Here is a 26788-nt window from a genome sequence, read left to right as displayed (position 1 = left end):
GACTACGCACATCGCTGTGCGATTTATTTAAAACTTTGAATTAACAGGTACGTTTTGTCTTGTTTAGTTTTCAAAGAACTTTTCTCACTTCTCTCGAAGCGACCTCTTAATCATAACATTTTCAGTTTGCTAGGTCAATACTTTTTTAAAAAATATTTTCGCTAGGCTTGCCTTTCTATTAAAAAGACAACAAAAATGATTATATCAGCATCATCACTATGTGTCAAAGCTTTTTTTCATTTCTTTATATAGTAAAAGCGCAGCTGTAACAGGCTGCGCTTTTACGTTTATACTTCTTCCGTTTCTTCCGGCTCTTCTTCATTCTTTTCCACAAGCGCCACAGTGGCTACATGCTCTTGATCAGACATGCGGATCAGACGGACGCCTTGTGTTACGCGTCCCGTAGTGGAGATATCATTAATATCCATTCTGATTAACACGCCGCTTGCCGTAATAATCATTAAGTCCTCTTCGCCTTTTGTTGCTTTCACGGTTACTAACGGACCGTTGCTGTCAGTGATTTTACATGTTTTAAGGCCTTTTCCGCCCCGGCTTTGAACTCTGTATTCTGAAGCAGGTGTGCGTTTGCCGTAGCCGTTTTCTGTCACTATGAGGACGTGGGAGTCTTCTTCAAGAATCTCCATGCCTACAACGACATCATCGTCTGTCAGCGTGATGCCTTTAACACCCGCAGCTGTGCGTCCCATTTGTCTTACATCTTCTTCAGGGAAACGGATCAGCAAACCGTTCTTCGTTCCGATGATGATTTGTTTCTTGCCGTCAGTCAGGCGGACAGCCATCAGTTCATCGTCTTCCCGGAGACCTAGGGCGATCAGCCCGTTATTCCGTATATTCGCAAACTGGGACAGTGCCGTACGTTTCGACACCCCTTGTTTGGTCGTAAAGAAGAGATATTGCTCCTCATCAAACGTGCTGACCGGAATAATGGCATTAATCCATTCGCCTTTTTCAACTTCCAGAAGGTTAATAATCGGAATGCCTTTTGCCGTACGGCCGTATTCAGGGATTTCATATCCTTTAGAACGGTAGACCTTCCCTTTATTAGAGAAGAACAGGATCGTATCGTGCGTTGATGTGGAAATTAAGTGTTCCACAAAGTCATCTTCATTCGTTCCCATTCCCTGTACGCCTTTTCCGCCCCGTTTTTGGCTGCGGTATGTGGACGCCGGGAGACGTTTAACATAGCCGTTATGGGTCAGTGTGATGACGATATTTTCTCTCTCGATAAGATCTTCATCTTCAATTGTTTCAAGACCGGACGTCACGATTTCAGTGCGTCTCTCATCATTGAAACGCTCTTTGATTTCATTAAGTTCTTCACGGATGATCTCAAGAACTCTTTCTTCATTGGCTAAAATATCTTTCAGCTCGGCGATAAGCGCAACAAGTGATTGATATTCCTCTTCAATCTTTTCGCGCTCCAGGCCGGTTAATCGCTGAAGGCGCATATCCAGAATGGCTTGCGCTTGTTTTTCAGTCAGTGAGAATTGTTCGATCAAACCTGTTCTCGCAATTTCAGCCGTCTGGGAACTGCGGATAAGAGAAATAACAGCATCTAAATGATCGAGAGCGATTCTTAAACCTTCCAGAATGTGAGCTCTCGCTTCCGCTTTGCGAAGTTCGTACGCCGTTCTGCGCCGGATCACAATCTTTTGGTGATCAAGATAATGCTCCAGACATTGTTTCAGGCTCAGTACCTTCGGCTGTCCGTCAACGAGCGCCAGCAGGTTGATTCCGAAAGACGTCTGCAGGGCCGTTTGTTTGTACAGGTTATTCAAAATGACGTGAGCATTGGCGTCACGGCGGATCTCAATGACGATTCTCATTCCGTTACGGTCGGATTCGTCACGCAGATCGGTAATTCCTTCGATTTTTTTGTCCCGGACAAGATCTGCGATTTTTTCAATTAATCTCGCTTTGTTCACCTGATAAGGAAGTTCTGTGACAATAATTCTTTCTTTTCCCGATGATGTCTCTTCGATTTCAGCCTTAGCCCGGATCGTAATGGATCCCCGTCCGGATTCATATGCCTTGCGGATGCCGCTCCGGCCCAAAATCTGACCTGCAGTCGGAAAATCCGGGCCCGGGATGTATTCCATCAGCTCCTGGTTTGTAATTTCAGGATTCTCACTTACGGCAAGCACGCCTTCAATGACTTCCCCAAGCTGATGCGGAGGAATATTTGTCGCCATTCCGACCGCAATACCGGCAGCTCCGTTTACGAGCAGATTCGGAAATCTCGAAGGCATGACGACAGGTTCTCTTTCTGCGCCGTCATAGTTATCTTGATAATCAATCGTATCTTTCGTAATGTCCCGGAGGATTTCCATTGCGATTTTTGACATTCTCGCTTCTGTGTAACGCATCGCGGCCGCTGAGTCGCCGTCAACCGAACCGAAGTTGCCGTGTCCGTCAACAAGCATGTAGCGGTAGTTAAAATCCTGCGCCATTCTGACCATTGATTCGTAAACCGCTGAGTCACCGTGCGGGTGGTACTTACCGATAACTTCACCGACGATACGGGCAGATTTTTTATATGGTTTGTCACTGGTCATGCCTAAATCATTCATTGCGTACAAAATCCGTCTGTGAACCGGCTTCAGACCGTCACGCACATCCGGAAGCGCCCGGGATACGATAACGCTCATTGCATAGTCCAGGAAGGATGTCCGCATTTCCTGACTGATATTGACTTCACGTACTTGTGGTGTGTTTTGTTCACTCATTAAAAAAACCTCCCTGAAGTATCACATGAAATAATGTGGGAGTAGATTGTCCATTATGATCTTCAATACGATTTCACTATTCTCCATTATATCAATAAACTTGTGTTTATACACATTAATTTAGTAGAATATACGGGTTTTGCGGGTTTTCAGAGGCTTTAGAAGCCGCTTTGAGAAAAAAGCCTTATTTCTTAACGAAAATAAGGCTTTCTTGGTTAAATATCAAGATTTTTCACGTATCTGGCGTTTGCTTCTATGAAGTTTCTCCGCGGTTCTACTTTGTCACCCATCAGCATTTCAAAAGTTTCGTCAGCGTCCATTGCATCTTCAAGATTGACTTGCAGAAGCGTTCTGGTCGCAGGGTCCATTGTCGTTTCCCAAAGCTGAGTCGCGTTCATTTCTCCAAGACCTTTATAACGCTGGAGGCCGGGCTTAGGTGATTGCGGAAGTTCTTTTAACAGCTCATCAAGCTGCTTATCATTATAAGCGTATTCCACCCGTTTTCCCTGCTGCACTTTATAAAGCGGCGGCTGGGCAATGTAGACATAGCCGTTTTCGATGATTTCCCGCATGTATCTGTAGAAGAACGTTAATAAAAGCGTTCTGATGTGGGCGCCGTCAACATCGGCATCCGTCATGATGACCACTTTATGATAACGCGCTTTTTCAAGATTAAAATCTTCTCCGATTCCTGTTCCGAGGGCCGTGATCATTGATCTGACCTCATTGTTTGAGAGAATCTTATCAAGTCTGGCTTTCTCAACGTTCAGAATCTTACCGCGCAGCGGCAGAATGGCTTGGAAATGACGGTCCCGTCCCTGTTTCGCTGATCCGCCCGCAGAGTCACCCTCTACGATATACAGCTCGGAAATGCTCGGATCTTTAGAAGAACAGTCCGCCAGTTTGCCCGGCAGATTGGAAATCTCAAGCGCACTTTTGCGGCGGGTCAATTCCCGCGCTTTTTTCGCTGCCATCCGCGCTCTTGCGGCCATTAAACCTTTTTCAACGATTTTGCGGGCTGAGTCCGGATTTTCAAGAAGGAATGTTTCCAGCGCAGAAGAAAACAGCGTATCAGTGATCGTTCTCGCTTCGGAGTTGCCGAGCTTCGTTTTCGTCTGCCCTTCGAATTGCGGATCAGGGTGCTTAATTGAAATAATGGCAGTCAGCCCTTCTCTCACATCATCCCCGCTTAAATTCGGGTCATTTTCTTTGAAAATCCCTTTTCTTCTTGCATAGTCGTTTATGACACGGGTCAGACCGGTTTTAAATCCGGCTTCGTGCGTGCCGCCTTCGTATGTGTTGATATTGTTTGTGAAAGAATAAATATTGCTTGTATAGCTGTCGTTGTATTGCAATGCAACTTCAACCGTTATGCCGTCTTTCTCGCCTTCGATATAAATCGGCTCTTCATGAACGACTTCTTTGGAACGGTTTAAGTACTCAACATAGCTTTTGATTCCGCCTTCGTAGTGGTACTCGTTTTTCCGTTCTTGTCCTTCACGTTTGTCTTCAATCGTGATGTTTACGCCTTTTGTCAGGAAGGCCAATTCCCGGACACGGTTTGAAAGCAGATCATAGTCGTATTCGGTTGTTTCTTTGAAAATTTCCGGATCCGGAACGAAGTGCGTAATCGTTCCGGTCTTATCAGTATCACCGATCACTTCAAGATCGGCCACAGGTACACCGCGCTCGTACGCCTGATAGTGGATTTTTCCGTCACGATGAACCGTAACGTCAAGAGTGGTCGACAAGGCGTTTACGACAGACGCCCCTACACCGTGAAGACCGCCGGATACTTTATATCCGCTTCCGTCAAATTTACCGCCGGCGTGGAGAACGGTCATGATGACTTCAACCGCAGGGCGGCCCATCTTCTCCTGGATACCGACCGGAATTCCGCGTCCGTTGTCCTTAACGGTAATGCTGTTATCTTTTTCAATCTCGATGTTAATATCTGTACAATAACCGGCCAGGGCTTCGTCAATACTGTTGTCGACGATTTCCCACACCAAGTGGTGAAGGCCTTTGCTGTTAGTTGATCCGATGTACATCCCCGGTCTCTTTCGAACAGCTTCCAAACCTTCTAATACCTGTATCTGATTCTCATCATAACTATTTTGCTGCTGTTCCATAGCCATGCACATTCACCTACACTTTTCTTAAACGATATATTCATTGTAAAGATCCGCTAAGAATCTATTTCTAACATAAATTGCGCACGTTTCTTCAGTGTGCCGGAAGATAAGGGAGAGTAATATATATTCTCAGTCGTGACTACGATAGACTTTGGCGTGCCGTTTACGGACGGCACTACTTTTTCTTTCTGTCTGTCCAGAAATTCTTCAACGATCGGCGATACATTGACCTTGCAGTCAAAAATGCCGACGATATCGCGTGTTGAAACGACAAAGTCGTCACCTAAATGAATATACAATCGCTCACCTCATTTCTTCACTTCACTAACGTACCGTTTTCCACACGGAACATTCCTGCTTGATGTAAGGTATCGTGGTCAATGCCATCCACGCTTGTCGTGGTGACAAATGTCTGCACACGGCCTTGGATCGTATGAAGCAAATGGGACTGTCGGTAATCATCCAGCTCGCTTAGTACATCATCCAAAAGTAAAATGGGGTATTCTCCGATTTCTTCATGAATCAAATCTATTTCGGCCAGCTTCAAAGACAAAGCCGTCGTACGCTGCTGTCCCTGTGAACCGTACGTCTGCACATCGCGTCCGTTCACATAAAAAAGGACATCATCCCGATGCGGTCCGAATAATGTGACGCCTCGTTCTATTTCTTTTTCTTTTAATTTCGAAAAAGACTCCTGGTAGCTGTTACCTATTTTCGACAAATCTTTGGGATCTGATACATCAAGCGCCGTGTGATACTTAAGCGTCAGTTCTTCAAGTCCCCGGGAAATGCCGGAATGGATCGGCTGCGCCCATTTTTCAAGCTGCGCCGTAAACTGCAGACGTTTGGCGACAACTTTTGCGGCTGCTTCAATCAGCTGATCAGTGAGAACGTCAAGCATAGTCCGGTCAGTCTGTTTCCGGCTTTGCAGCTGTTTCAGAAAATGATTCCGCTGTGAAAGGATTTTTTGATAAAGAGATAAATCATACAGATAAACGGCAGAAACCTGCCCGATCTCCATATCGAGAAATCTCCTCCTCACCTGAGGGCTTCCTTTGACGAGATTTAAATCCTCAGGGGCAAACATAATGGTGTTCAGCGCTCCGACATACTGACTGAGTTTTTGCTGCTCTATATGATTGACCTTGCCCTTTTTACCTTTTTTGGAGATGACAAGCTGCATCGGGATGTCCCCGTTACGCTTCATCACTCTTCCTTCTATTTTAGCATAGTCTTCGTCCCACCGTATAAGTTCTTTGTCATTTGAGGTGCGGTGTGACTTTGCCATCGAAAGGACATAGATGGCTTCCATCAGATTGGTTTTGCCTTGGGCATTTTCCCCGATGATCACATTCACCTTGTTTTCGAATTGAAGCTCAGCGCGCTCATAATTACGGTAGGATGTTAACTCTAAATTTTGGATATACAACCGCTGTCACCCGCTTTAATTGACGACTTGAAATGAACCAAATCCTTCAATCGCGACCACGTCTCCAACGTAAAGCTTTCTGCCGCGGCGATTGTCAGGTTCATTATTGACAGTCACCTCATGCTCGCTCAGAAACCACTTCGCCATGCCGCCGGACTGAATCACATCGGCTAATTTTAAAAACTGGCCAAGCGTAATCATTTCTGTATCAATCGAAATCGGATTTGCCATATTATCGACCTCTTTCAAATATCACTAATATCTAATTGTACTAAAAAATCCTGAAATAAGGAAAGGGAAAACTTGAGGGAGCGGCTGATGAATAGAAAAGCTGCCGAACTAAGCCGGCAGCACATTCTGTTTGATTAATACGTTCTGACCGGAAGGATGAGCTGAACGATGGTTTCATCATTCGGCGTACGGATAAGAAACGGTCTCATCGCTCCCGTAAAGCTGATACGGATGTCCGCTCCTTCAAGTACTTTCAGTGCGTCCATCATATATTTTGGACTGAATGAAATATTTAATTCCTCGCCGTCAATCTGGTCAGCCAGCACAGCTTCGACCACTTTCCCGATTTCCGGAGAATTTGATGAAATCTCCAGCGAATCCGCCGGTTTGGCAGAAAGCTTTACAACGTTGTTTCGGCCTTCTCTCGCCAATAAAGAAGCACGGTCTATCGCCTGTAAAAATTCCTTCGTGTTCACGACGATTTCCGTTTTGCTTTCCTGCGGAATTAAGCTGGTCGTGTCCGGATAGTTTCCGTCAAGCAATCTTGAGAAGAACAATACGTTTTTCGCTTTGAACAGAACTTGGGTTTCTGTAATGACGATATCAACCAGTTCTTGGTTGTCATCAAGAATTTTGCTCAGCTCGGTTAAGCTTTTCCCGGGAATGACCACGTTATAAGAGCTGTCTTCCGGAATATCAAGCTTCGCCTTTCTTAAAGCGAGTCGATGGCTATCCGTGGCAGTGCATAATAATTCACCGTTTTCGACTTTCCAGTTTACACCTGTCAAGATAGGGCGTGTTTCTGAGGCGGACACAGCGAACACGGTTTGGCGGATCAGGTTTTTCAAAAGATCCGTCGGAATCTGAATGGCGTGATGCTCTTCGATTTGCGGTAGATGCGGATATTCATCTGCATCAAGGCCGTTTAAATTAAATTCGGCTTTTCCGGAACGGATAATCGTTAAATATTGATTTTGAACTTCGATTTCAACAGTCGCCATCGGCAGTTTTTTAACGATTTCACTGAAGAAACGCGCTTGCAGCACGATACTTCCCGGCTGATCGATCGTCACGATTTCTTTATCATCATCTTCTTTCGGAATGAATGACTCGATTGAAATATCAGAGTCACTTCCTGTGAAAGATACTCCTTCATCTGAGGCGACGATCTTAATACCGGTGAGAATGGGAATTGTGGTTCTGGATGAAACGGCTTTTAGAACGTCTTGTACACTTTCGACTAAACGATCTTTTTGAATCGTAAATTTCATGTTTATCCTCCTAACGGATAATATAATTATATATTTTAAAAATAGCAGTAGTAATAGTAGGGCCTGTGGATTTGTGGATAAGTTGTGAAAAAGACAGGAAACACAGCCTATCCACATGTGGACAGACTGTGTATGGCTATGAAAAAGTTATTCACACTTTCCCCGATTCATCCGAGGACACTATTATTTAAGAAGTTCTTTTATTTCTTTCACCTGCTGCTGAAGCTGCTCGTCATCAATCAGCAGCTTTGAAATCTTTTCATGAGCGTGAATGACGGTTGTATGGTCTCTGCCGCCAAATTCTTCCCCGATTTTAGGCAAAGAAGAATCCGTCATTTCTCTTGAAAGATACATCGCAATTTGTCTTGGGAACGCCACGGATTTCGTACGCTTTTTCGCTTTGAAATCTTCAAGCTTAATGTTGAACTGCTGTCCGACAATCCGCTGAATCTCTTTTATCGTAATGACCTTCGGCTTAGAAGACGGAATAATATCTTTCAATGCTTCTGCAGCCAGGTCTGCGTTAATGTCTTTATTGATTAAGGATGAATAGGCGACAACCCGGATTAATGCCCCTTCCAGTTCGCGGATGTTGCTGTCAATCTGATTCGCGATGTAAAGCATGACCTCGTTCGGAATATCAAGGCCTTCCGCCTTCGCTTTCTTTCTAAGGATGGCAATCCGCGTTTCCAGATCCGGCGGTGTGATATCCGTAATCAATCCCCATTCGAACCGCGAACGCAGGCGGTCTTCAAGGGTCGGGATCTCTTTCGGCGGTCTGTCGCTGGAAATCACGATTTGTTTGCTTTCTTCATGAAGCGTGTTGAATGTATGGAAAAACTCTTCCTGTGTTTGTTCTTTTCCGGCTAAAAATTGAATATCATCTATCAAAAGTACATCAACGTTCCGGTAGCGGTTGCGGAAATCAACGGCTTTATTATCGCGGATTGAGTTGATGAATTCATTTGTGAATTTTTCAGAAGACAGGTACACCACTTTGGCTGAAGGATTATGATCAATGACATAATGGCCGATCGCGTGCATTAAGTGGGTTTTTCCTAAGCCGACTCCCCCGTATATAAATAAAGGGTTGTACGCTTTAGCGGGTGCCTCCGCCACAGCCAGTGATGCTGCATGGGCGAATCGGTTTCCCGATCCGATGACGAATGTGTCGAATGTATATTTCGGGTTGAGCATGCTTTGGGGAAAATCAGACGGTTCCTCTTTTGCCGCTTTTTTCACTTGCGGTTTCGGTAGAAAGTTTTCTTCGTCCTGATTTTGAGGAATGACAAATTTGACGCTCAATTCTTCCCCGGTTAATTCGTATATGGTATCTGCAATGAGATGTAAGTACCTGGACTCCAGCCAGTCTCTGGCAAATTCATTGGGAGCGGTGATGGTTAAGGTATCCCCTTGCAGCGAATGGGCTTTCGTCGACTTCATCCAAGTTTCGAAACTCGGTTTGCTTAGCTTTTTCTCAATTTGAGCTAGAGCTTGATTCCAAAGATCTAATATATTCTCCATTATCCGGCACAGCCCTCCTTTTCTTTAAAAATCAGCGCCCTTTCCCTGTTATAGAACACAAAAAAAGAGCATATGGCTCTGACCATTCGTACACACGAAATGTTGAAAACATATAGTATAGTAGAAAAACAGCTTTTCGACAAATTCCACAAGTTGTGGACAACAATCTACACAAGCTGTGTGAAAACAATCCACAACTTATCCACAGTTTGTGGATAAAGAGAATGGGCTGGATAAGTAATTAAGAGTTAAAACACAAATATAATATCAAATTAAGCGAGGACTTGCAATGGTTCTCGTAATCTTATCCACAAACCTGACAACTTGTTGAAAAATCTTTGTCCACAGGGGTTAGCAATGTGAAAATGTTGTCGATAACGACTGTGGATATTAAAAAAAGGCCAAAAAATTATCCACATGTCGTTTTTTCGGGGGAGCGCGGCTTTTTTTTGCGTTAAAAAAAGGAATATGAAAAATAAGGTTTCTAAACTGGTTAAGGTATGTTATCCTATTATGGTTGTAAGAAATAAAAGCACTGCTGAAGTTGACAATGAATAGGCAGCACAAATATAATAAGTAAGACTGTCTTTAACAGCTATTCCTCGAGGGAGGTGTCATAAATGAAAAGAACATTCCAACCGAATAACCGTAAACGCAGTAAAGTTCATGGCTTCAGAAGCCGTATGAGTTCAAAAAACGGTCGTCTAGTATTAGCACGCCGTCGCCGCAAAGGCAGAAAAGTATTATCAGCTTAGGCCACTGAATAATGTCAGTGGTCTTTTTTCACATTAAGAGAAAAGTGATGTCATGCGTCGCCCGGTACTGGAGAAATTTCTTCAGTATTCCGGCGGCCCGTTTTTTTTAGATAGAAATAAAAGTTTCTGCGAGTGAATATCGGAGTGAATTAAAGTGAAGAAGCGAAATCGGTTAAAGAAAAATGAAGATTTTCAAAAAGTGTTTAAACGCGGAACGTCTATGGCAAACCGCCAGTTCGTGCTGTATACGCTTGATCAGCCGAAACAGGAAGAGCTCCGGGTAGGGCTTTCTGTCAGTAAAAAAATCGGCAATGCCGTCGTGCGCAATCGGGTGAAGCGGTTAATCAGACAGGCTGTTCAGGAGGAAAAAGAGCTGCTCAAGCCGAAAGATTTTATTATTATCGCAAGAAAACCCGCCGGCGACCTCAGTTTTGAAGAAACGAAAAAGAGTCTGCAGCACTTATTCAGAAAAACCTCATTATATAAGAAATCTTCGTCAAAATAGCTCATATTTTGTTTTCTTCACGTTTTTAAAAGCGCTTCCTTTTATTTGGCGAAAAATGAACGCCATTTGAAACTGAAAGATGCTAAAATACATACAAGGTTCATAAAGATTGGTATAGGAGGAAACGTTCTTGAAAAGGAGAATATGGTTACTACTGAGTATGGTCGGTATGCTCGTGCTGCTGGCCGGGTGCTCGAGTGTGAAAGAGCCGATTACGGCGAATAGTCCGCATTTCTGGGACAAATATGTTGTGTATCCATTGTCAGAAGTCATTACGTACGTAGCGAAACTGACGGGCGATAACTATGGTTTATCGATCATCATCGTTACGATTTTAATTCGTCTGCTGATTCTGCCGCTGATGATCAAGCAGCTTCGAAGCTCAAAAGCAATGCAGGCGCTGCAGCCTGAAATGCAGAAGCTCAGAGAAAAATACAGCTCTAAAGATCAAAAAACGCAGCAGAAGCTTCAGCAGGAAACGATGGCCCTGTTTTCAAAGCACGGGGTAAACCCGCTGGCGGGATGTTTCCCGATCCTGATTCAAATGCCGATTTTGATCGGATTCTACCACGCCATTATGCGTACGCAAGCCATTTCACAGCACAGCTTTTTATGGTTTGACCTAGGAGAGAAGGATCCTTACTATATTCTTCCTATTGTTGCCGGTGTGGCCACTTTTGTCCAGCAGAAGCTGATGATGGCCGGAAATCCGACTCAGAATCCTCAAATGGCAATGATGGTATGGATTATGCCGATTATGATTATCGTATTTGCGATCAACTTCCCGAGCGCGCTTTCTCTGTATTGGGTAGTCGGAAACCTGTTTATGATTGCTCAGACATTCCTTATTAAAGGACCTGACATTAAACACGATCCGGAAACGCAGAAAGCGGGAGGAAAGAAAAAGTGAAGAAGGTGACTGCTGCGGGACGGAATGTCGAAGAAGCAGTTCAATCAGGCCTTCAGGAACTTCAACTGACGAAAGATCAAGTAGAAATAACGGTGGTGCAAGAAGAATATAAAGGGTTTTTGGGTATTTTCGGGAAAAAGAATGCGATCGTAGAACTGGAAGAGAAAAGAAATCCTGTTCAGGAAGCGAAAGCGTATTTGGAAGAAATCATCCATTCCATTGCCGGGCCTTCTGAGATTGTTACGGAAGAAAACAAGAAAACAGTCTGTTTTCACATTAAAGGTGAAAAAGCGGCGCTGCTTATTGGCAAAAGAGGACAAACACTCAATGCCCTGGAAACATTGACGCAGCTTGTTTTGAACCGCGGCTCCGGCCAGTATCGCCAAGCTGTTGTCGACGCTGAGAATTATCGGCGGAAAAGAAGAGAAATTCTGGATCAGCTGGCAAACAGGCTGGCCAAGCAAGTGTCGAAAACGAAAAAAGATGTGCATTTAGAACCGATGCCGTCAGGTGAAAGAAAAATCATCCATGACGCGCTGTCAAAGCATCCAAATATCAAAACATTTTCTACCGGTGAAGGCCGGTACCGCCATCTCGTTATTTCCCATAAAGATAGCAGAAAACCGAAGTCCGGGTAAAATCGGAACTTCGGTTTTTTTATTGGTAAAAATGGCTCTATTCCTAAGCAGAATCGCATTTTTTGCGTTTAAGTTTTTTCTTTTTCGGTCTATGCTGTTGATAAAAAAGGTTTTAGGAAATAAAATTAATTGTTATTCACATGTGGATAAGTTAAAGTAATAAGGGATGAATTTCTGCCTTTGTGGATAACGTATCTTCCACTTCAAACCAAACTATGTTATCTTTTAATTTTGGCGTAAATAAAATTTTTTATATAGATGGAAACAGAGATAAAGAGAGGTGAACAGCATGGATACAATTGCAGCGATTTCAACTCCGATGGGTGAAGGCGCGATCGCGATCGTTCGGCTGAGCGGCCCGGAAGCCGTAAAGATCGCCGACAAAATGTACAAGGGTCCGAAAGGCAAAACGCTCAGTTCGGCAGAATCGCATACCATTCATTACGGGCATATCGCGGACAGCACGACGGGACGGATTATTGAGGAAGTCATGGTGTCTGTTTTAAGAGCGCCCAGAACATTCACAAGGGAAGATGTCATTGAAATCAATTGTCACGGAGGTATTGTGACGGTTAATCAGGTGCTCCAGCTTGCTTTAAGAGAAGGTGCGAGACTGGCAGAACCCGGTGAGTTTACGAAGCGCGCATTTTTAAACGGACGGATTGACCTATCACAGGCGGAAGCGGTGATGGATCTGATCAGGGCCAAAACGGACCGTGCCATGAATGTCGCCATGAACCAGATGGAAGGACGGCTTTCCGCGCTTGTCCGCCGTCTGCGTGATGAGTTGTTAGAAACACTTGCCCATGTTGAGGTTAATATAGATTATCCGGAATATGATGACGTCGAAGAAATGACGCATCAGCTTTTAGTGGAGAAGGCAAGCGGCGTGAAGAAAGAAATCGAGGCGCTGCTCCGTACGTCTGAGCAGGGGAAAATTCTGCGTGAGGGACTGTCTACCGTGATCATCGGCCGTCCGAACGTCGGAAAATCCTCTCTGCTTAACAGCCTTGTCCATGAAACGAAGGCGATCGTAACCGATATTCCGGGAACGACGCGTGATGTGATTGAGGAATATGTCAACGTGCGAGGCGTGCCGCTTCGGCTTGTCGATACCGCGGGAATCCGTGAGACAGAAGACATCGTCGAAAGAATCGGTGTGGAACGGTCACGGCAGGTTCTGAAGGAAGCGGATCTCATTTTGCTTGTGCTTAACCACAGCGAAGAGCTTTCTGAAGAAGATGTGAAATTGTTTGAAGCGGTTGAGGGAATGGACGTCATTGTGATTATGAATAAGACGGACCTTGAGGCTAAGATTGACGCTGAGCGCGTCAAGGAACTGGCGAAAGGCCGGCCTGTCGTCACGACCTCATTGCTGAAAGAAGAAGGCATTCAAGATTTAGAGGAAGCGATTCAGTCGCTATTTTATACAGGAGCGATCGAAAGCGGAGATCTCACCTATGTCAGCAACACCCGTCATATCTCGATTCTGCATCAGGCAAAGCAAGCGATTGATGATGCGCTGAACGGAATTGAACAGGATGTTCCGATTGATATGGTCCAAATTGATTTGACAAGGTGCTGGGAACTGCTGGGCGAAATCATCGGTGATGCCGTCCACGAAAGCTTAATTGATCAGCTCTTTTCACAATTTTGTTTAGGTAAATAAAAGGGAGGAAAAAACCATGGGGTATGAAGCAGGCCAATACGACGTGATTGTCATCGGCGCCGGGCATGCCGGTGTTGAGGCTGCCCTCGCATCCGCGCGCCAGGGAGCCAAAACGCTTGTTTTGACGATTAATCTTGATATGGTTGCGTTTATGCCATGTAATCCGTCTGTCGGCGGCCCCGCGAAAGGGATTGTCGTCCGCGAAATTGACGCGCTCGGCGGAGAAATGGCTAGAAATATAGATAAAACTCATATTCAAATGAGAATGCTGAATACAGGAAAAGGTCCGGCCGTACGGGCGCTGCGTGCGCAGGCGGATAAATTCCAATATCAGCACGAAATGAAGCATACGCTGGAAAAAACACCGAATTTGACACTTCTTCAAGGGATTGCCGAGCGTTTAATCATTGAAGACGGAGAGTGCCGCGGTGTCATTACGCAAACCGGTGCTGAATACAAGGCAAAAACGGTCGTGCTGACAACCGGAACGTATTTAAGAGGGCGGATCATTCTCGGTGATCTGTCTTACTCAAGCGGCCCGAATAACCAGCAGCCGTCTATTAAACTTTCTGAGCACTTAGAGGAGCTCGGTTTTGATCTCGTCCGTTTTAAAACGGGCACGCCTCCTCGTGTCTCAAGCGATTCCATTGATTACAGCAAAACAGAAATCCAGCCGGGGGACCCGGTTCCGCGCGCTTTCTCATATGAAACGGTTGAATACATTACCGATCAGCTGCCTTGCTGGCTGACTTACACGAGTCCTGAGACTCATGAGATCATCGACAGCAACCTGCATCGTTCGCCAATGTATTCCGGTATGATTAAAGGAACGGGACCGAGATACTGCCCTTCGATTGAAGATAAAGTCGTTCGGTTTAATGATAAACCGCGTCATCAGATTTTCCTTGAGCCGGAAGGCAGAAATACGCAGGAAGTATACGTTCAAGGTTTATCCACGAGTCTTCCTGAGGACGTGCAGCAGCGGATGCTGGCGACCATTCCGGGACTGGAAAAGGTGCAGATGATGAGAGCCGGATACGCGATTGAGTATGACGCAATTGTACCGACACAGCTCTGGCCTACACTGGAGACGAAAAAAATCCCTAACCTGTACACAGCCGGTCAAATTAACGGTACATCAGGTTATGAGGAAGCAGCCGGGCAAGGAATTATGGCAGGGATCAACGCAGGCCGCAAAGCGCTTGGAAAAGAAGAAGTGATCCTCAGCCGTTCCGATGCTTATATCGGTGTATTGATTGATGATTTGGTAACGAAAGGAACCAATGAACCGTACCGTCTGCTGACTTCACGGGCGGAATACAGACTGCTGCTCCGTCACGACAACGCGGATCTTCGTCTGACGGAAATCGGCCACGATATCGGCTTAATTTCTGATGAGCGCTATGAAGCGTTTGAGAAGAAAAAAGCGGCGATCGAGGCAGAGAAAAAACGTCTCTGGTCTGTTATTATCAAGCCGTCTCCTGAGAATCAGGAATATATCCGTTCACTCGGCGGAAGCGAGCTGAAAGACGGAGTGCGCGGCACAGATTTAATGAAACGTCCGGAAATGAACTATGAAACAGTGACAAAACTTGCGCCTGCAGATTCTCCGGTTCCGCAAGATGTGGCGGAACAAGTGGAAATTCAGGTGAAATATGAAGGATATATCGAAAAATCCTTGCAGCAAGTGGAAAAGCTGAAGAAAATGGAAAACAAAAAAATCCCTGATCGGATTGATTATGACGCCATTAAAGGAATTGCTACTGAAGCCCGTCAAAAGCTGAAAGAAGTGCGTCCTTTATCAGTTGCTCAAGCGTCCCGTATTTCCGGCGTCAATCCGGCAGACATTTCAATCCTGCTGGTATACCTGGAGCAGGGCCGTATTGCCAAGGTAGCTGAATAGAAAGGATGACGGCATGAATATAGAGGAATTTACATCCAGTTTAGCGGAGAAAGGGATTTCCCTTTCTGACCGCCAGCTGGAGCAATTCGAGTTGTATTACCGGATGCTTGTGGAATGGAACGAAAAAATGAATCTGACATCCATCACTGAGAAAAAGGAAGTTTATCTCAAGCATTTTTATGATTCGATAACGGCGGCATTTTATATTGATTTTGAAAAGGTCACCACTCTTTGTGATGTCGGCGCCGGCGCCGGTTTTCCAAGCCTGCCCATCAAAATCTGCTTCCCGCATCTGCATGTCACCATCGTCGATTCACTGAATAAGCGGATTACGTTTTTGGAAACTCTCTCTGATGCTTTACAATTAGAGCATACGACATTTGTCCATGACAGAGCGGAGACATTCGGACAGCGGAAAGACGTCCGGGAAAGCTTCGATCTCGTGACGGCCCGTGCGGTGGCGCGTCTGTCGGTCCTGAGTGAGCTTTGTCTGCCGCTGGCCAAGAAAAACGGCGTATTTGCGGCACTAAAAGCAGCAGCAGCTGATGAAGAGCTGAAAGCGGGGCAAAAGGCGATTAAAGTATTGGGAGGAGAGCTTGAACAAGTTCATTCCTTTACACTTCCTGTTGAAGAAAGTGAACGGAACATTATGATCATTCGCAAGACGAAAAGCACTCCGAAAAAATATCCGAGAAAACCGGGTACTCCAAATAAATCGCCAATTGAAGGGTAATTTAGACAGCCTGATGTGACAATTCCATCATATTTTCTGCAAAATTGATGAAGATACAGCAGGAAAAACCATGAGAAAATAGAATTATAAAAATGGCAGTTTTTAAAGGTGGTGTAGGTACATGAAGCATTCATTCTCTCGTTTCTTCGGGTTTGGTGAGAAGGAAGAGGAACCGGAGATAGCTGAGCATGATACAAACAAAGAAGAGATACTCGAAATACCGGTACATGCTATCGTTCCCAACCGTTTTCAGCCACGCACCATTTTCTCAGATGAAAAAATCAAAGAGTTAGCAATGACTATCCATACACACGGCATCATTCAGCCGATTGTTGTCAGACATACAGAAGATGAAGGACAATATGAGCTCATTGCGGGTGAAAGGCGCTGGAGAGCGGTACAGACGCTTGAATGGGAGAAGATTCCCGCAATTATTAAAGATTTTTCTGATACGGAAACAGCATCTGTCGCTTTGATTGAAAACCTGCAAAGGGAAGAATTGTCCTCCATTGAGGAAGCTCATGCGTACGCAAGGCTGTTAGAACTTCATGATTTAACACAGGAAGCCTTGGCGCAGCGCTTAGGAAAAGGCCAGTCAACGATTGCGAACAAGCTCCGATTGTTAAAGCTCCCGGAACAGGTCCAGGATGCGATTATGGAGAAAAAAATTACGGAACGTCATGCAAGAGCACTGATTCCGCTCAAACAGCCGGAGCTTCAGGTCACATTGCTTGCGGAAATCATTGAGAAAAGCTTAAACGTTAAGCAGACGGAAGACAGAGTGGTGAAAATGCTTGAACAGAATAAGCAGAAACCAAAGCCGAGACGCAAAGCGTTCAGCAGGGATACAAGAATTGCGATGAATACGATTCGTCAGTCACTGTCTATGGTAGAAGACAGCGGAGTCAGACTGAATACTGAAGAAGAAGAATTCGAAGAGTACATCCAGCTTACCATTCGGATACCTAAATAAAAACTCTCCTGATCAGCAGGGGAGTTTTTATTTTAATCAAAAAACTATTTTGAGATAATGATAGATTTATTGTGCACTATACATTGTATATGTAAAATTTTATCTTTTTGTGTCGTGAATTGTCTTTTTACAGTCAAAAAAGTCACTTTATCGGAGAACTTATATTAGAAAGTGTCTTTTTCGTTTACATTTTTTTCACTTGCTGATAAACAAATTATGAAAAAAATAAAACGCTTTACTCTTTTTTTGATAAGATAGAAACAAGACAGTACATGTTCATGTGAAGGTAGGTGACATCGTGGGAAAAATCATAGCAATTACGAACCAAAAAGGCGGAGTCGGGAAGACAACGACTTCTGTTAATCTGGGGGCTTGCTTGGCTTACATAGGTAAAAGGGTTCTTCTTGTTGATATTGATCCGCAGGGCAATGCAACGAGCGGATTAGGGATTGAAAAAGCCGATGTGGATCATTGTGTGTACGACATTTTAGTAGATGATGCAGATGTTACAGATATTATTAAACCGACTTCAGTAGAGAACTTAGATGTCATTCCGGCCACGATCCAGCTTGCGGGAGCGGAAATCGAATTGGTTCCGACGATCTCACGGGAGGTCAGGCTGAAAAGAGCATTAGAATCTGTGAAACAAAATTACGATTACATGATTATTGATTGTCCTCCGTCTCTCGGGTTATTAACGATTAATGCGCTTACCGCTTCAGATTCAGTCGTTATCCCGGTTCAGTGCGAATACTACGCTCTTGAAGGATTGAGTCAATTATTAAATACAGTTCGGCTTGTGCAAAAACATTTAAATACCGACTTAATGATAGAAGGAGTGCTTCTGACGATGCTTGATGCCAGAACGAATCTCGGCATTCAAGTGATAGAAGAGGTAAAGAAATACTTTAGAGATAAAGTGTATCAAACCATTATCCCTCGCAATGTCCGTTTAAGTGAGGCGCCGAGTCACGGCAAGCCGATCATATTATACGATCCGCGTTCGAGAGGTGCGGAAGTATATTTAGATTTAGCAAAGGAAGTGGCAGCGAATGGCTAAAGGCGGGCTCGGAAAAGGGATTAACGCGTTGTTTAATCAGGTTGATTTGTCTGAAGAGACAGTGGAAGAGATTAAAATCAGTGATTTACGTCCCAATCCTTATCAGCCAAGAAAACAATTTGATGATGAGTCATTAGCTGAACTGAAGGAATCCATCATTCAGCATGGCATTCTTCAGCCCATTATCGTGAGAAAATCATTGAAGGGCTATGATATTGTAGCCGGCGAACGCCGTTACCGCGCCGCAAAACTTGCCGGTAAAGAGACAGTGCCGGCTATCGTGCGGGATTTATCTGAATCGCTGATGCGGGAAATCGCTCTTTTGGAAAACCTTCAGCGTGAAGACTTATCACCGCTTGAAGAAGCTCTGGCATATGACTCACTGCTGAAGCATTTGGATTTAACCCAGGAACAGCTCGCTAAACGGCTCGGGAAAAGCAGGCCTCATATTGCCAACCATTTAAGACTGCTGACGCTGCCGGAAAGCATCCAGAACCTCATTGCAGAAGGTACGTTATCCATGGGACACGGCAGAACCTTGCTTGGTCTTAAAAATAAAAACAAGCTTGAACCCCTTGTGAAGAAAGTGGTTGAAGAACAGCTGAACGTCCGTCAGCTTGAGCAGCTGATTCAGCAGTTAAACAGCAATGTTCCACGTGAAACAAAGAAAAAAGAACCTGTTCAAGATGTTGTGTTAAAAGAGCGGGAATCGTATTTGCAAAATTACTTCGGAACAACAGTAAATATTAAGAGACAAAAGAAAAAAGGGAAGATTGAGATTGAGTTTTTCTCAAATGAAGATCTTGAACGTATTCTGGAACTATTGTCTGAAAGAGAAGCGTAAAAACCATCTTTTTATAAAAAGATGGTTTTTTATATACGTCTTGTCAGCTTATGAAACGGACTGAGCCGTTCCTGCCGGCCTTCTGATTTATCTGTCAGCTGTAACCCCTCTGCTAAAACATTTGCCATGCTCATAACAAGATGAAGCCTCGTATTCTGCAGGACAAAATATTCCATAAACCCGCTGACATTGACGATTCCATTGATATGGACGTCACCGATTTCAGGAAGGTCTTTTTGAACACCTGCTCCGGGCTTCAGCGGCCCATCGCCGATTTGAAATGACCCTACGCTTTTGACGCGGCCTAAACAAGCATCAACCGCTATAATAAACGGATTTTTATGTAGATGTTGAATATCTTTCAGCTTGTCTTTCATATTGACGGCGTGAACAGGATCTGACAGCGTGCCGTAAACGTGCAATCTGCCTAAATTCATTTTTTCTAACTTTGTTCCTACGAGCGGACCTAATGAATCTCCGGTCGACCGATCTGTACCGATACACACGGTGACTAACGGTCTGCCGGCTGCTTTACGTAAAGATGAAGTAAGGATCGCTTGTATTTGATTCGCAGCAGAAGAATCCGTATGAGAAACATATTGTTTTGCCCGTTCTTGAGAAAAAAGCCCGCCTTTTCGATTCATAAGGTTCACTTCCTTGTCATGTCATACGAGTAATACATTGTTGTTTTTGGTGTTGTATGGTTGTTTACAGTATATCCAGCGCTGCCTTTTTTTATGCTTATGTCATGATGAGCATGCCGGTTGTTTGAAAAGAGCGGGATAGAAAAAAGAACTCAGAGCAGTTATTCTCTAAGTTCATGAAAGAAATAAGACCATTTGATCTACGTCGACATATTGCTGATGATCTAATTTCAGCGCTCTTTTTTCTGTAGAGAAGGGGATAAATCCTAACTGAGCGTAGAGTTTTTTTGCGGGTTCATTTGTTGAAGTAACAGAGAGATGGAGCTGTTCTGTGTCTTTCATCTTTTTTGCCCGGCTGATGGCTTCCGTCAATATTGCTTTTCCCGTGCCTGACCCTCGGTGTTTGGGAGAAATATACATAGAACCGATAACCGCAATGTGTCTTAGTTTAAACAGCGGATGCTTGGAGATCTTGAGGATTCCTATCAGTCTGTCTTGTTCAAAGGCGCCAAGCACGATGGCATTGCCGGCTTCAAGCCTGGCTTTGAATTTTTCGGACGGCCATTCTTTCTCCTCCTCATAGCTGACGGCGAATGCGTCGGGGTGATCTTTTAAAGCTTTGAGTCTGATATCGGAGTAAGGCTGGGTATCACTTGCGGTTAAACGCCTGATGTACATGATTTGAGCTCCTTATATAAATAAAATTTTCTGAATAGTTAATCGTCGTTATCATACCATATTTGTCCCATTTGTATGAATGTTTGCCGCTGTCACTCAATATAGTAGCAATATGCAGAGATGATCAGAAATTTTATGAGGTGATGAGGGTGTGGAGAGCCGGGATGAAGTGGATGCTGCTCATATTAAGCAGCCAGATTGGGGCTGGATATGCAAGCGGGCAGGAAATATGGCAGTTCTTCGGTGTCGAAAGCGGACTGGCTATTGTATTGTTTACAGTCATGTTTACGATTTCGGCTTATATTGTGTTGAAGATCAGCTATCGGGTTCAATCAACGCACTTTTTACCTGTGCTTGAGCATCTGATGGGGCCGGCTCTTGCTAAAGTCTATGATGTGCTTATTATGTTTTATTTGTTTTCAATGACGATGGTTATGATTGCCGGCGGCGGTGTGACGCTGCAAATGTACAAGCTGCCGTTTTGGATCGGTATTTTTCTTCTTTGCATTGTGACCGTCGGTTTATTCTTTTGGGATATAAAAGGAGTATTATCTCTGAATAGTATTTTGATACCGATTCTTGTAGCGGGACTGTTATATGCATTGGTCTTTTTTCAGACAACCCATCATTACACGTGGACGATAGATTTGACCCGCCAGTATAATTGGCCGGCAAGCATTACCTTCACGTCCTTAAACATCCTTTCTGTTGTCGCTGTTCTTTCTTCAATCGGGAAAGATATGAAGGGACTGGGAGAAGCGAAAATCGCAAGCGTTGCAAGCGGACTGATTTTCGGTATGATTTCATTTGTTTACAATGAAACGCTTGTACAGCTTGCGGGCAGTCTTACACAATATGAGATTCCTCTTTTCGCCGTTCTTGAAGGCGCTCCTTATCCGTTATTTCTTTGTATGGCCGCCGTGCTTTTTTTAGCCATCTATACGACAACCGTGACCGGTTTGTTCGGGCTGTCCAGCCGCATGCTTGCATTTGTGAAATTGCCGAGATGGACGCTCGTATCTCTTCTTTTAGCTGTGATGGTGCCTTTTACGACAATCGGTTTTTCAGATTTGATCGCGATTTTATATCCCATTTACGGGCTTTTAAGTCTTTATTTGCTGGTATGTCTTCTTCTTTACCCTATTTTAGGGAGATGGAAAAAAGTATAATGCTCATTTTGAGTGCGGCCGTTGCTCTTATCCTGTCTTTTTTTGTACAATAAATAAAGCAGTCTATGGAGAGAGGTGAAGGGTCTTGGCGGATAAAGACTTTGGCCTGAATGATATTGTTGAAATGAAGAAACCGCATCCTTGCGGTGAAAACAGGTGGAAAATCATTCGGATGGGAATGGATATTCGGATCAAATGCACGGGTTGTTCCCACAGTGTCATGATTCCGAGAAGAGATTTTGAGAGAAAGCTGAAAAAAGTACTCGTCAAGCATGAGGAGCCTACATCATAAGGGCTGGCGCTCATGCTTTTTCATATAGAGGAGAGGAAGAGGCCCGATGAGCAAAGTGCATCAGTCAGCGTGCCCGCTGAATTGCTGGGACAGCTGCGGCTTTTTGGTGACAGTTGAGGATGGAAAGGTGACGAAAGTAGACGGAGACCTGAATCATCCCATTACAGAAGGGAAAATTTGCGGCCGGGGCAGAATGCTGGAGACGAAAACGAATGCGCCGGAACGGCTTCGTTTTCCTTTAAAAAAGAAAGACGGCGAATTTGTCCGCATTTCTTGGGAGCAGGCGTTAGATGAAATCGCGGAAAAAATGGCGGTGATTAAGGAGACGTTGGGCACTGCCGCAGTGCTGCACAGTCATGATTACGCCAATAACGGTCTTTTGAAGGCGCTCGACCAGCGTTTTTTCAATGGATACGGCGGTGTGACGGAGATTGCAGGCAGCATTTGCTGGGGTTCCGGCATTGAAGCGCAGCGCTGGGATTTCGGGCGTTCTTACGGACATGGACCGCTTGATATTTATCACAGCAAGCATGTGATCGTATGGGGCAGAAACGTGTCCCGGACGAATATGCACCTCTATCATCATCTGCAGCAGGTGAAGAAAAAAGGAGCGACACTGACGGTCATTGATCCTATTTTTAACCCGACTGCAAAGCTTGCCGATCGGTATATATCCGTCAAACCCGGCATGGATGGCTGGCTTGCGGCGGGTGTTTTAAAAATATTATGCCAAACCGGCAGAACCGATTCTGATTTCATTCAAAGGCATTCGGTCGGTTTTGAAGAAATAGAAAAGCTTCTGCAGACGATTTCTTTTGAAGAGATCGTTGAGAAAACAGAAACGTCTTTAGAAGTGCTAGAATATCTTGCTGATTTATATGCTGACGGTCCCGCCTCCACTTTTATGGGTCTTGGGATGCAGAGATATAAAAACGGGGGCGGGACGATACGGTGGATTGACGCTTTAGCTGCGGCGAGCGGAAATGTCGGTATCAAAGGCGGCGGCGCAAACTTCGGAAATGTGCAAGTCGGTGAAAGCTTTGCAAAGGCCGAGCTCACCCGTCCTGATCTGAAGAAAAGTTCGAGAACGTTTTCGATGATGACTCAAGCCGAAGAGGCGCTGAATGCAGCCGATCCGCCGATTGAGATGATCATCGTGACGTGCGGCAATCCGCTGACACAGGTGCCGAATACAAAAAAAGTGAAGGAAGCGTTTGAAAAGACACCGGTCACAGTGGCCGTTGATTCGGTCATGACCGATACGGCGAAGCTCTGTGACTATGTGCTGCCGACGGCCGTTGTTTTCGAAGAGGAAGATATTTATTATTCCAGCATGTATCATCACTATGTTCAATATGGCAAGAAGCTTGCGGAACCGCAGGGAGAGGCAAAATCAGACCGCTGGATCTGGACGGAACTCGCAAAGCGTCTCGGATTCGGGGAGCTCTTTGATTACAGTACGGAAGATTTCTTAAAAATGGGGCTCTCTTCTTTGGAGAAAGAAGGAATCACCCTTGAGCAATTAAAGGAAAAAGGACATATGCCGCTTCCGGTCAAACAGGTTCCGTGGAGTGATTTTCAATTTTTAACCCCGAGCGGAAAATTTGAATTCGTCTCGTCACTGGCAGAAGAGAAAGGATACAGCGGCCTCCCTCAATTGGAAGTGCCGGAGGAGTCTGTTTATCATGACGCCGGACTGGCCGGGAAATATCCGTATACGCTGCTGTCCATTCACCCGCAGCGCTCCAATCATTCACAGCACGTGCCGTTTATTGAAAAGCTTCAGCAGATTCAGGTGGATCTGTCGCCGGATATCGCCGAGGAGCTTTCACTTCAAGACGGAGATACGGCAGAGGTATACAATGACCGCGGCCGTCTGCGCGGCAGGGTGAAAATCATGAAGCAGGCTCACCCGAAGACGGTGAATATAGATGAGGGCATGTGGGCGGCATTCGGAGGCTCCGTCAACATGCTCACAAAGGATTCAAATTCCGATAATGGAATGGGAAGTACGCTTTTTGACTGTCTGGTAGCGGTTAAAAAAGGATAATCTAAGGAGAGAGAGGGCGGGAAAGGCTTTTTTCTCAGCTTGTCTTTTCCTATGAACCTCCTTATAATTGCTCTAGGTTTACAATACGTTTATACGATGATGGTTTGATATAGAGGAGATGAAAGAATGGCTTTAACTGCTGGAATTGTCGGTTTGCCGAATGTCGGAAAATCGACGTTATTTAATGCAATTACCCAGGCTGGTGCCGAATCAGCCAACTACCCGTTCTGTACAATTGATCCGAACGTGGGAATCGTGGAAGTGCCGGATGAACGTCTGCAAAAGCTGACTGAATTGGTGAACCCGAAAAAAACGGTGCCGACTGCGTTTGAATTCACTGATATCGCGGGGATCGTAAAAGGCGCATCTAAAGGTGAAGGACTCGGAAATAAGTTTCTTTCTCATATCCGTCAGGTTGATGCGATCTGTCACGTTGTACGCGCGTTCGCTGATGACAATATTACGCACGTGTCAGGGAAAGTCGATCCGATTGACGATATTGAAACGATCAATCTTGAATTGATTCTTGCCGACATGGAGACAGTCGAAAAACGCATCACGCGTGTAAGCAAGCTTGCTAAGCAAAAAGACAAAGAAGCGGTTTTTGAATTTGACATTCTGTCTAAACTAAAAGAAGCTTTCGAACAAGAAAAGCCTGCCCGTTCCGTTGAATTTACGGAAGAACAGCAAAAGCTTGTGAAGCAGCTTCATTTGCTTACGTCAAAACCCGTGCTTTATGTGGCAAATGTAAGCGAGGATGAAGTGGCTGATCCTTCAGATAATGAATATGTTGCGAAAATCCGGGAGTACGCCGCGGGTGAAAACGCCGAGGTTATCGTCGTCTGCGCGAAAATTGAGTCTGAAATTGCTGAATTGGAAGGCGAAGAAAAACAAATGTTCCTTGAGGAGCTCGGCATCGAAGAATCAGGTCTTGATCAGCTGATTAAAGCGTCATACTCTCTTCTCGGCCTTGCGACATACTTTACGGCGGGCGAACAGGAAGTGCGCGCATGGACATTCAGAAAAGGCATGAAAGCTCCTGAGTGTGCGGGTATCATCCACACTGACTTTGAACGCGGCTTTATCCGCGCTGAAACGGTTGCTTATGAAGACCTTTTGGCAGGCGGCGGAATGTCCGGCGCGAAAGAAGCCGGAAAAGTGCGTCTGGAAGGTAAGGAATATGTAGTCCAAGACGGAGATGTCATTCATTTCCGATTTAATGTATAGGACACAGTTGTAAAGGGACAAGAGCTTTGGTATAATATAAACTTGTGAGTAATAGAATTATTGCTCCTTGCCCATTATAGGGCCGCTTAGACCAAAAGGAGGTGCAAACAGATGAAAAAGTACGAAGTTATGTACATTATCCGTCCGAACATTGACGAAGAGTCAAAGAAGGCAGTTATCGAGCGTTTCAACAACGTATTAACTTCTAACGGAGCGGAGATCACTGGAACAAAAGATTGGGGTAAACGTCGTCTTGCTTACGAAATCAACGATTTCCGTGACGGTTTCTACCAAATCTTAAACGTTCAGTCTGAAGCTGCAGCGGTTGCTGAATTCGACCGTTTAGCTAAGATCAGTGACGATATCATTCGCCACATCGTTGTTAAAGAAGAAGAATAAGCAATTTGAAATATATAATGTTAAAAGGTGGTCTTTCATATGCTTAACCGAGTTGTATTAGTCGGAAGACTGACAAAAGACCCAGAGCTTCGTTATACGCCAAGCGGTGCGGCTGTCGCCACGTTTACTCTTGCTGTGAATCGTACATTCACGAACCAGTCCGGAGAACGTGAAGCCGATTTCATTAATTGTGTCACTTGGAGAAGACAAGCCGAAAACGTTGCAAACTTTCTTAAAAAAGGAAGCCTTGCCGGCGTAGACGGCCGACTCCAGACAAGAAATTATGAAAACCAGCAGGGACAGCGTGTCTTCGTGACAGAAGTCCAAGCTGAAAGTGTTCAATTTCTTGAGCCTAAAAACAACGGCGGTTCTGGATCAGGCGGATACAACGAAGGAAACAGCGGCGGAGGCCAATACTTTGGCGGAGGCCAAAATGATAATCCGTTCGGCGGAAATCAGAACAACCAGAGACGAAATCAAGGGAACAGCTTTAATGATGATCCATTTGCCAACGACGGCAAGCCGATTGACATCTCGGATGATGATCTTCCGTTCTAATAGATTATCGCTATATTCATAACGAGAAAGGTGGGAAATGACAATGGCAGGAGGACGCAGAGGCGGTCGTGCGAAACGCCGTAAGGTTTGTTACTTCACTTCTAACGGCATTACGCACATCGATTACAAAGATGTAGATCTTCTTAGAAAGTTTGTTTCTGAGCGTGGTAAAATCTTACCTCGCCGTGTAACTGGAACACACGCGAAATACCAACGTAAATTGACTATCGCGATCAAACGCGCACGTCAAATGGCTTTACTTCCATACGTAACTGGCGAGTAAGCCGAAAGAAAAGAGCAAGAGCCTGCGGGCTCCTGCTCTTTTTTTATATCAGTCCCCCTCCATCCTGCCGAAATGTTTCACATGAAACATGGAAGTGCTTCTTACACCTTTGTTATCTTGCTCCTCTATTCAAAAACGCGTACTTATGCAATGAATTTGTT

The 26788-nt window shown here is 44.8% G+C and carries 26 protein-coding genes; 17 read left to right on the top strand and 9 right to left on the bottom strand.

Features of this window, described 5'->3' with window-relative positions:
* Window positions 1-287: 287 nt before the first annotated feature.
* The 7 genes from gyrA to dnaA all read right to left on the bottom strand — a co-directional run bounded on the left by gyrA (window position 288) and on the right by dnaA (window position 9337).
* On the bottom strand, window positions 288-2747 hold the full coding sequence (gyrA, locus tag SB847_RS16225; protein WP_032875298.1) for a DNA gyrase subunit A: 2460 nt from the start codon (window positions 2745-2747) through the stop codon (window positions 288-290).
* A 215-nt stretch (window positions 2748-2962) separates the two neighbouring features.
* Entirely contained in the window at window positions 2963-4879 is a 1917-nt protein-coding gene (gyrB, locus tag SB847_RS16220; RefSeq protein WP_007409911.1) for a DNA topoisomerase (ATP-hydrolyzing) subunit B, read from the bottom strand.
* Between the two features lie 56 nt (window positions 4880-4935).
* Window positions 4936-5181, bottom strand: a complete 246-nt coding sequence (gene remB, locus SB847_RS16215) for an extracellular matrix regulator RemB (protein ID WP_004392908.1) — start codon at window positions 5179-5181, stop codon at window positions 4936-4938.
* Between the two features lie 17 nt (window positions 5182-5198).
* Window positions 5199-6311, bottom strand: coding sequence for a DNA replication/repair protein RecF (gene recF / locus SB847_RS16210; protein WP_007409910.1), 1113 nt, complete (start codon window positions 6309-6311; stop codon window positions 5199-5201).
* Between the two features lie 15 nt (window positions 6312-6326).
* Window positions 6327-6542: a ribosome maturation protein RlbA gene (rlbA, locus tag SB847_RS16205; protein ID WP_004392910.1), complete on the bottom strand. Its 216-nt coding sequence runs from the start codon at window positions 6540-6542 to the stop codon at window positions 6327-6329.
* Between the two features lie 134 nt (window positions 6543-6676).
* On the bottom strand, window positions 6677-7813 hold the full coding sequence (dnaN, locus tag SB847_RS16200; RefSeq protein WP_007409909.1) for a DNA polymerase III subunit beta: 1137 nt from the start codon (window positions 7811-7813) through the stop codon (window positions 6677-6679).
* Between the two features lie 183 nt (window positions 7814-7996).
* Complete coding sequence (dnaA, locus tag SB847_RS16195; protein WP_007409908.1) at window positions 7997-9337, bottom strand: chromosomal replication initiator protein DnaA; 1341 nt, start codon at window positions 9335-9337, stop codon at window positions 7997-7999.
* Between the two features lie 620 nt (window positions 9338-9957).
* Between dnaA and rpmH the strand changes: the two genes are divergently transcribed.
* The 10 genes from rpmH to SB847_RS16145 all read left to right on the top strand — a co-directional run bounded on the left by rpmH (window position 9958) and on the right by SB847_RS16145 (window position 19327).
* The gene (rpmH, locus tag SB847_RS16190; protein WP_003178075.1) at window positions 9958-10092 is read left to right on the top strand and encodes a 50S ribosomal protein L34; all 135 of its coding nucleotides are present in this window, start codon (window positions 9958-9960) and stop codon (window positions 10090-10092) included.
* Between the two features lie 154 nt (window positions 10093-10246).
* Window positions 10247-10597 carry a ribonuclease P protein component gene (gene rnpA / locus SB847_RS16185; protein ID WP_004392944.1) on the top strand — a complete coding sequence of 117 codons (351 nt, stop codon included), beginning with the start codon at window positions 10247-10249 and terminating at the stop codon, window positions 10595-10597.
* 160 nt (window positions 10598-10757) lie between these two features.
* Window positions 10758-11507: a YidC family membrane integrase SpoIIIJ gene (spoIIIJ, locus tag SB847_RS16180; protein WP_007409906.1), complete on the top strand. Its 750-nt coding sequence runs from the start codon at window positions 10758-10760 to the stop codon at window positions 11505-11507.
* Entirely contained in the window at window positions 11504-12145 is a 642-nt protein-coding gene (gene jag / locus SB847_RS16175) for an RNA-binding cell elongation regulator Jag/EloR (protein ID WP_017418434.1), read from the top strand. Before spoIIIJ ends, jag begins: the two co-directional genes overlap by 4 nt.
* Window positions 12146-12434: 289 nt before the next feature.
* Window positions 12435-13814: a tRNA uridine-5-carboxymethylaminomethyl(34) synthesis GTPase MnmE gene (gene mnmE / locus SB847_RS16170; RefSeq protein ID WP_007409903.1), complete on the top strand. Its 1380-nt coding sequence runs from the start codon at window positions 12435-12437 to the stop codon at window positions 13812-13814.
* A gap of 16 nt (window positions 13815-13830) precedes the next feature.
* On the top strand, window positions 13831-15717 hold the full coding sequence (gene mnmG / locus SB847_RS16165) for a tRNA uridine-5-carboxymethylaminomethyl(34) synthesis enzyme MnmG (RefSeq protein ID WP_007615086.1): 1887 nt from the start codon (window positions 13831-13833) through the stop codon (window positions 15715-15717).
* Window positions 15718-15730: 13 nt separating this feature from the next.
* Entirely contained in the window at window positions 15731-16450 is a 720-nt protein-coding gene (rsmG, locus tag SB847_RS16160; protein WP_007409901.1) for a 16S rRNA (guanine(527)-N(7))-methyltransferase RsmG, read from the top strand.
* A 121-nt stretch (window positions 16451-16571) separates the two neighbouring features.
* Window positions 16572-17423: a nucleoid occlusion protein gene (gene noc, locus SB847_RS16155; RefSeq protein WP_410578021.1), complete on the top strand. Its 852-nt coding sequence runs from the start codon at window positions 16572-16574 to the stop codon at window positions 17421-17423.
* Between the two features lie 298 nt (window positions 17424-17721).
* The gene (gene soj, locus SB847_RS16150) at window positions 17722-18483 is read left to right on the top strand and encodes a sporulation initiation inhibitor protein Soj (RefSeq protein WP_007409899.1); all 762 of its coding nucleotides are present in this window, start codon (window positions 17722-17724) and stop codon (window positions 18481-18483) included.
* Window positions 18476-19327 carry a ParB/RepB/Spo0J family partition protein gene (locus tag SB847_RS16145; RefSeq protein WP_032875307.1) on the top strand — a complete coding sequence of 284 codons (852 nt, stop codon included), beginning with the start codon at window positions 18476-18478 and terminating at the stop codon, window positions 19325-19327. Before soj ends, SB847_RS16145 begins: the two co-directional genes overlap by 8 nt.
* A gap of 29 nt (window positions 19328-19356) precedes the next feature.
* Here the strand turns inward: SB847_RS16145 and yyaC are convergent, their stop codons facing one another.
* Both yyaC and SB847_RS16135 read right to left on the bottom strand, forming a co-directional pair.
* Window positions 19357-19971: a spore protease YyaC gene (gene yyaC / locus SB847_RS16140; protein WP_004392969.1), complete on the bottom strand. Its 615-nt coding sequence runs from the start codon at window positions 19969-19971 to the stop codon at window positions 19357-19359.
* 174 nt (window positions 19972-20145) lie between these two features.
* Complete coding sequence (locus tag SB847_RS16135; RefSeq protein ID WP_410564395.1) at window positions 20146-20649, bottom strand: GNAT family N-acetyltransferase; 504 nt, start codon at window positions 20647-20649, stop codon at window positions 20146-20148.
* Window positions 20650-20792: 143 nt separating this feature from the next.
* On the opposite strand from SB847_RS16135, the gene SB847_RS16130 reads away from it, so the two are divergent.
* The 7 genes from SB847_RS16130 (at window position 20793) to rpsR (ending at window position 26627) form a co-directional block, all read left to right on the top strand.
* A complete protein-coding gene (locus SB847_RS16130; protein WP_410564440.1) occupies window positions 20793-21818 on the top strand; it encodes a YkvI family membrane protein in 1026 nt (341 codons plus the stop codon).
* A gap of 85 nt (window positions 21819-21903) precedes the next feature.
* Window positions 21904-22110 (top strand): DUF951 domain-containing protein, encoded by a 207-nt coding sequence (locus SB847_RS16125; RefSeq protein WP_004392973.1) that lies wholly within the window; start codon window positions 21904-21906, stop codon window positions 22108-22110.
* A 46-nt stretch (window positions 22111-22156) separates the two neighbouring features.
* The gene (locus SB847_RS16120) at window positions 22157-24160 is read left to right on the top strand and encodes a molybdopterin-dependent oxidoreductase (protein ID WP_325084472.1); all 2004 of its coding nucleotides are present in this window, start codon (window positions 22157-22159) and stop codon (window positions 24158-24160) included.
* A gap of 126 nt (window positions 24161-24286) precedes the next feature.
* Window positions 24287-25387: a redox-regulated ATPase YchF gene (ychF, locus tag SB847_RS16115; protein ID WP_004392975.1), complete on the top strand. Its 1101-nt coding sequence runs from the start codon at window positions 24287-24289 to the stop codon at window positions 25385-25387.
* 111 nt (window positions 25388-25498) lie between these two features.
* The gene (rpsF, locus tag SB847_RS16110; protein WP_004392977.1) at window positions 25499-25786 is read left to right on the top strand and encodes a 30S ribosomal protein S6; all 288 of its coding nucleotides are present in this window, start codon (window positions 25499-25501) and stop codon (window positions 25784-25786) included.
* Window positions 25787-25825: 39 nt separating this feature from the next.
* Window positions 25826-26344, top strand: a complete 519-nt coding sequence (ssbA, locus tag SB847_RS16105; protein WP_007615071.1) for a single-stranded DNA-binding protein SsbA — start codon at window positions 25826-25828, stop codon at window positions 26342-26344.
* 43 nt (window positions 26345-26387) lie between these two features.
* Window positions 26388-26627, top strand: a complete 240-nt coding sequence (gene rpsR, locus SB847_RS16100; protein WP_029325793.1) for a 30S ribosomal protein S18 — start codon at window positions 26388-26390, stop codon at window positions 26625-26627.
* Window positions 26628-26788: the final 161 nt, after the last annotated feature.

Origin of the sequence: Bacillus sp. SIMBA_026, from assembly GCF_046535335.1 — a bacterium.
GTDB classification, from domain to species: domain Bacteria; phylum Bacillota; class Bacilli; order Bacillales; family Bacillaceae; genus Bacillus; species Bacillus velezensis.
Note: the sequence above shows the minus strand (reverse complement) of the source record. Positions and strands in the feature narration are given on the sequence as shown.